The sequence below is a fragment of the Citrobacter sp. JGM124 genome, from assembly GCF_018257795.1.
In the GTDB taxonomy this organism is placed as follows: Bacteria; Pseudomonadota; Gammaproteobacteria; order Enterobacterales; family Enterobacteriaceae; genus JGM124.
Map to the genome: position 1 here is coordinate 21154 of NZ_JAERJD010000017.1, position 6967 is coordinate 28120.

The window sequence follows — 6967 nt, forward strand, 5'->3', positions numbered from 1 at the left end:
TAATTAATCTAATATACCCCAAACATGAAACCCGTCTATTATTACTTATCAAGATTCATTTTATCGACTTTATCAAAATCAGGAAATACTGTTCCATCAGATACAACACTTCCATCCGGATATATTATCTCAGAGTAGACACCTTCAATTTTCTTCTCTGGCTCAATGTATTTTACAACTTTCAACTCATCAATCACCGGATGATAAAAAACCTTATTAATATTAGATGTCCGTAATAAAATAAAATCTTCCTCCCCAAACAAAGAGAGTGACTTGGTCTTCTCTGCTATGTTCCTTTCTCTAATATAAGGATAATATTTTGGCGATAGATTTAAATCCCCTTGCGCAGACCTATACTGCCCGTTTCGAGAAGCATCATTATCAAAAGCAAGCGATACCCCCACCGCTGTTCCAGGTACAAGATCTTTGCCAAGATGTGTTGCATCTATATACTCGATACCTAAATTAACCGCACTCAATGTCCATTTACACGTACCACCACCGGTCATCGCAACTTTTGCTTTCCAGATACCCTCGCTCTCTTGCTGCATGGGGACCCCAATAACGTTATAACTTGGCTCTATGACAACTGAGCCATCAAATCCACTGATTCTCTTTTTCATGCATTCATGCGAGATGTATCTAACCTCAAGCGGAAACGGTTTCGTATACTGAGAAGGGTTTTTTACTTCAAAATTGACCCATTTAGTATCCGCCGGTGGAGATAACGTCTTGTTTACGGCCTGGCTAACACTGCATCCTGCAGAGGAAAACAACACCAGGGAAAGCAGAATAATTTTTGATTGATTATACATTTTCCATTACCTCTTCTCCATATTGAGCAAACCGCAAAAGTGTATAATTGCCAGACGGCATAGATAATGTTGGAGTCAGCGATATTCCCAACAAGCTTTCGATATTAAGGAACATTTCATTTCTGGATAATTCATCAATCGGTATATCATTTTTATTTTCTGCCATCTGCTCCCTGAATGAATCAACGTTATATATATGCTCAGTAAATGTGCGTTTTTCCACTATGCCGGCATTATCAATCAACTCTAACACCTTGTTATACATATAAGGCATATAGGACGTCATAAAATGTTCAAAGATATTTACATTAACACCTCTGTCCGGGTTGCTGCCTTTGGGGAAAAAATCTTTTAAATCAGATTGCGTCAACGACGCTTTAAATTCTTTCTGTTTCTGCCCAGCTTGTTGCATCTCTTGTTCCGCCAGAGCGGGTACCAGATAAAGTTTAGCCTTTAGTGGAAGTGGATTTCTGATGGTAATACACCCCGCCGGAGTTGGAAGATCCCTCTTACACTCATTCCATTCCCGGCTCTGGCTAGCTGTAAGGAAGGCAACCGTATTACCGTGGTGCCAGAAGCAGTCTCCCCAGGCAACTATCTGGTAAGCCAGAAGCTCACCCAATGACCAGAAAAAGCCCAGCGTTCCACCAAACCATCCCCATAATTTATATAACTCGTTATCAAGGTTGGCTTCTGCGGGTACGGCTGGAATAGGATCATTATCATTGACATGACGGAAATGGGTAATATCCGATAACTGCATTATAGCATCGCGGGTAAAGGTGCGTGGCATTCCATAAGTGTAAAGTATAGGATTGTAATTTTTAAATCTTGCCGCATCAATTAATGCCAATGCCCCCCCCAAGCTGTGACCACAAATAAATAACTTACGGTTTGCAAGTAAATCTTTTAATTTTTCAATTTCACCTTTAAATTTCTTTCCTACTCGATTATAACCACTCCAAAACCCAGTATGTACTTTCCCAGCAGGTAGCAAGCTAGTGCATTGAGTTTTATCTATATCGCATAATTCTGAATTTACCGGTCTGAACGCAAGATCCGTTCCTACATCAAACAAACTGGCCGTACCTCGCCAGGCAACAATCACCTTATCCGCGTTATAAACATAATAAAGCTGCGTATCACCGTCTGCCTTTGTTACAGCAGTATCGCCCCCTGTCTGTGTTGTTGCCTTTGAATTATTCTTGGCTACCTCAGGCGAAGTATCCCGTGAAGTATCCATAAATACCGGGGGATGATATCGTTCACTAAAGGGAACATCCTGTACTAACGTATTCCATGCAGAGCCGTCTTTATAAAGCTGAGGTAAGCGGGATAGATCCTGGCACTGGTTAATAAAAAAGCGCGTAATTGATACCGTATCCAGAGTACTGTCGTCTGCATAGGCAAGCGTTGCTGCCGCACCAAGATTAATTCCGTTCGCAATGGAATAGTCCTTTTGATGATGCAGAACAAGCTCCCAAGCTCTGAAAGGACATATTTCAATAACGTGTCGCTTTTCAAGCTCATTGGTTCTTACCATCACCCCTCTCATAATTTTCTGCGGAGGGAAATGGAATGGCGGCCATACTTCCTTATCTCTTAGCTCAACAGAAGGAAGCGTCCGGCAAAGTTCACCGATAACGGCATAATGCCAAATATATCCTTTATCTTCAGCTTCAGGACGGACAACAGAATCATTTTCAGCATCGCGGCTAACACGCAAGGCTCGCTTTTCCATTTCCGTTGCCAGTTGATTGCCATTTAACGTCAGTCTCAGTTCAAGTCCATGCGGCATATCAATGCGAATAAGCCCATCTGAATCACTTTGACCTGTACACGTAAAATTATCGACTGGTCCAGAAACTGGATAAGTGCTTTCCACCGTCCATGGCATATTCGCCACAGGATCGCCCTGCTCATCAACCAATTGAAATTCGACCCAATAAGGTTTTTGCTTTCCCGTCGTAGTTTTTGCCTCTGTATGTGTCACCGATGTCACTAAAGAACTACCTGCCATAAACATTCCTCTTTACTCAGGGTTAATATAAGATTACAAGTTCTTTTCTCTTATCGAATAAAATGTCCCAACCTTAATTATCTCTGATAAGAATACAGCGGCAAGAAATATCACTCCGACTTTGATTGACATAGTTTTGAAAATCCATGGCAATATCGAAACAGAAGGGAGCATGAAAAACAACCTGAATGGTGTTTGAAAATAAACTATCCAGCCCACATACTTCCACTTTGTTAAGAACATTACAGCTGAAAAAACAATTGATATATTAAGCAGTAATGAAAATGAAAAAAGGACTAGCGAATATACCCCTTGCTGTGGATAAATATTGCTAAAAGACAATATATCATCAATTAAAGGAATTCGTCCCTGAGAGATATTCAGCCAGATAAACCTGGCAATATAAAACAGATCAAATACCGCCCAAAAATAAAATATATGGTTCTGTTTTAATCTGAATTTCATTTAATTTCCTCATAGACATCATCAGCGGTCGTTGGTTGCCAGTGCCACGACTGGCCTGTAATAGCCCAGGTATCGTCACCTTCCAGAAAAGTTTGCGTTATCTTTCTCTGTTCTCCGTAACGATATACTGCTGATTGCTGCTCTATCTCGTCTGTAGCATCAGATGGCAAAGGCTGCCATTCTTGGATTTTATCTCTTTTCGTATTCATATAGTCCTTCCCTTCAGAACCAAAAACACGTCCCTCATCTCCCATAGAAATTAAGCGGTTGATTGCCATAATTACAGTATTTTTCAACCCATAATAATCATGATCGACTGTAACCCAATGCCCTGGCCCTTCATCCTTTTGCTCACGTGGAAACTCAATTTTGACATTACCAGGTGTCAATGAGTAAAACGGTGCAGTCTTCCCTGATGAGTCAGATATTCCTTCAAGTACCTCTCCATCTGGAGAAGTTACTCTGTAACTAATGAATGGTTTGATATCCCCTGATTCAGGATCGGTAACAGTAAACGTTCCGCTATACCCCTTAGGGAAAGTAAGAGGTGAAGTATCGAGTGTTGCAGGCCCCGTTTGATTAACATTGGTCGCTTTCAGCAAAATATTCCCCGGGCATCCCAGTTCAATATTCCCACCACTAAGCTTTATATAAGCGCCACCGCAACTTAAAATCAGCTCCTTGCTGGCATTAACCTTTACGCTTCCCTGACCACTGGTGATAGTGATATCCTGTAATGCTGAGACATTCATGGCATCAGCTTGTGCCTGAATATCAACCTTCCCTGCACCTGCATACATTTTCATTCCTGCAGCCTGTGCAAACAGGCTTACCGCCTCACTTGCTGCCACAGTGAATGATTGCCCGGCGCTAATATCAGTGTTTTTACCTGACATCAGGCCAATACTTGCCCCGCCTGAAGCAAGCCGGACAGCCTCAGGACTTAGAATGCCGATTCCGGCCGGTGCGCTGACCAGCATCCCTGGCATTTTCAGATATTTCAATGAACTATTAAGTGCCTTCTGGCTGTCGATATCGGATACCGTTGCCTTCGCCCCTTTAGCGGCAGCCTGCAGGCTTCTTGCCAGCGTGAGAGCCTGTTCGAGTTGTTCAACAGCGCTGTCCATTTCAAGCATTTTACTGCCAACATCAGGTTGCGCATCTGCGGTAAGTAAAACCCCCTTCCCACCGCGAACGCTTACCCAGTCATTCGTACGTAATTCAGCCCCCTCACCGCGAAGAACTCTGCTCGCGTTGACGTTGTGCCCTAAATTAAGTTGGGTCTTTCCACCATACTCCGTACTGAGCTTGACATGCTCTTCGCCGCGCTTGTCCTCCATCCGCAGCTTGTTCAGGCCAGCTGTGCGAATGACGTTGCGAGTGCTGTTGTCCTCCGTAACATGGTCAACGTGGCGGGAGTCGTGCATAGCATGGGCAATATACGGCCGATCCGGATCGCCTTCGTGAAACGCAATAGCGACTTCAGTGCCCTGTATCAGCGGGAAGTGGAAGCCGTACTTGTCACCACCATAAGGTTTGGCAAAACGCACCGGCATACTTTCCATGCCCTGGCGTTTATCGTCACGGTCAGCATCAAATTTTACCCGGTACATCCCCGATGCATCCTGCCAGGCGTAGATGTCGTTATCTTTGGCGCTGGTCACCCGAGCCATCAGGGTGCCGCTGACCACCGGGCGTTTTTTTTCAGCGGGTCGCCAACAACGGTTTTCATAGTACGGCATGGCCGCCCATTCCACTTTCAGCGCATTTTTCCGGCTGGCGGAGTAACTGGCGCTGATAATGATGAGGCCGTTTTCGGTTTCCCGGGGCAGTGTCGGCGGAACAACAGTTTCGGTAATGGTCAGAACCTGGGCCGGGCCCAGAGTCTGGTCCGTGCTGTAGCCAGTCACCCGGGTCCGGGTCGACAGGAAGCGTTCATGCTCCAGACGAGCCCAGAAGTTGCCGGTTTCCGCGGCCGGGTCAATCTTGTCGCCTCGTTCAAGATGCCGTGGGCGGTAATGATACACATCGCCGTAGAGGTTTCCTTCACTGTCACCCCGGGTCATGTCCGCTGGCACGGACGTCAGGATATTCTGGGCCTCCCGGGGGTTATAATCGCCAGCCGTCACAGAACGCTCCGCCACCCTGTGCCATACCTGCACGCCCCACACCGAATCAGCCCCGTTGTCATTCGTCCCTGAAGGGCTGTTCAGCGGCAGGGTTTTACCAAACGCCCAGGCGCTCTGTTTGTCCGCGAAGTGCACTACTTCGGTCCGGGTGTCGGGTTGCAGGGTAAAGAAGAAGAATATTCCCACTTCGGCCAGCAGGCGTTCAATGAACGCAAGGTCGCTTTCCTGGTACTGGTTAATCTGCTCACGCTTCGGATAGTCGGCCTTGAGGGTAAAGGTATACTCCCAGCCTTTCAGACCATGTTCCTGCAGCACCTCGGTGACCACGTCCGGCACCGACTTATTGACGAAAAAGCGATGCGTGCGGAACTGGTTGCCCAGCAGTGCCAGGAACGGCTCAAGCACAATACCGTACCTCGCCTCATCCGCTGAACCGCCGGTACGTTCAAACCGGGTAATGACCCCGTGAACCACCTTGCACGCCGTCAGGGACAGCAGGCTGCCGCCGCCCATGGTCAGGATCGCCGGCTGGCCCAGCAGCTGGCGGGCATCAATATTCTTGTCGCTGCTGGTGAAAGTAATGGTGTAACGGTAAAGCGCGCTCATCACCTCCGAACCGCTGAAATCCTCCACGTCAATATCTGCCGTGCAGGAAGGGATATCAAGACGGTAACGGTTCAGGGTTTTTCCGGTAACGGTGTTCACCACCTGGTTCAGGGTATCCGTCAGGCTCATGGTATTGGCTCCGGTCTGTGATCGATTATGCCATCAGGGCCGGCACGTACCGGCGGCAGGCAGGGAGTGGTGTATGGTCAGTGCGCGGGATGATTTCGCGTCCAGAAACCCCGTCCGCAGCCAGTTGACCTGACAATATGTCAGCGTGAGCATAAGGAAGCCCCCCTACAGTACACGGCAGAGTAAAGGGGCTGACGTCACAGCAAAATGGCAGGGGTTCCGGGCACGCTACCGCCCTTCGCTGTTTCCCGTTAAGGGGACCAAAGCGCATATGGCCGGGCGGGTAGATTGTGGTTTTCTTTGCTCAGCACCCGCGCAGGCAGGCGTTCAGCAAAAACAAAAAAAGCGGACAGAGGGAACCGTCCGCTTGTGAGTTACGCAGTGGCGCGTTCGTTCCATGAATCGGAATGAATGATGTTGCCGTCCTTGTAGGTCCAGGTGATTTTTTCATAACGCAGTTCGATGGCTTCGAGGTGGTTATGTCTCTCAAAAGCCGGATCCTTGATGTCGTGCATCACCGGGTTTACTTTCACTACTTTTACGTTTTCCAGTTTGGTGTTGAAGTACTCCACCTCCTGGCCCGCGTCGTTGATTTTGTACCACTTGAATTCCGCCGACTTCAGCGTCTGACCGGTGGTTGCCGCCTTGTACAGGTACGGGCTGGACGAGTCGATTTCCTTGGTGAACAGGAACGGGGTATGGATACGGGTCCCGGTCAGTTTGCCTGTGTTGTTGTCGGTCGGGATATACAGGTTATGCTCCTGTGCCACCACCTCAATGCTGCCGTCACGATCCTGAACGTC

At 47.4% G+C, this 6967-nt stretch carries 4 protein-coding genes; all 4 read right to left on the reverse strand.

What is annotated here, in order from left to right:
• Window positions 1-41 precede the first annotated feature (41 nt).
• Window positions 42-815, reverse strand: a complete 774-nt coding sequence (locus JK154_RS17055) for a hypothetical protein (protein ID WP_211993916.1) — start codon at window positions 813-815, stop codon at window positions 42-44.
• Complete coding sequence (locus JK154_RS17060) at window positions 808-2835, reverse strand: lipase family protein (RefSeq protein ID WP_211993917.1); 2028 nt, start codon at window positions 2833-2835, stop codon at window positions 808-810. The genes JK154_RS17055 and JK154_RS17060 overlap by 8 nt, the downstream gene beginning before the upstream one ends.
• Before the next feature lie 461 nt (window positions 2836-3296).
• Complete coding sequence (gene vgrG, locus JK154_RS17065; RefSeq protein WP_249215984.1) at window positions 3297-6164, reverse strand: type VI secretion system tip protein VgrG; 2868 nt, start codon at window positions 6162-6164, stop codon at window positions 3297-3299.
• Window positions 6165-6538: 374 nt separating this feature from the next.
• On the reverse strand, window positions 6539-6967 hold a 429-nt coding region (gene tssD, locus JK154_RS17070), incomplete at its 5' end, for a type VI secretion system tube protein TssD (protein WP_211993918.1).

What these genes read in the sequence shown, in the direction of transcription:
- JK154_RS17055 (WP_211993916.1), bottom strand. Translation starts at nt 815, where the DNA reads ATGTATAATCAATCAAAAATTATTCTGCTTTCCCTGGTGTTGTTTTCC.
- JK154_RS17060 (WP_211993917.1), bottom strand. Translation starts at nt 2,835, where the DNA reads ATGGCAGGTAGTTCTTTAGTGACATCGGTGACACATACAGAGGCAAAA.
- vgrG (WP_249215984.1), bottom strand. Translation starts at nt 6,164, where the DNA reads ATGAGCCTGACGGATACCCTGAACCAGGTGGTGAACACCGTTACCGGA.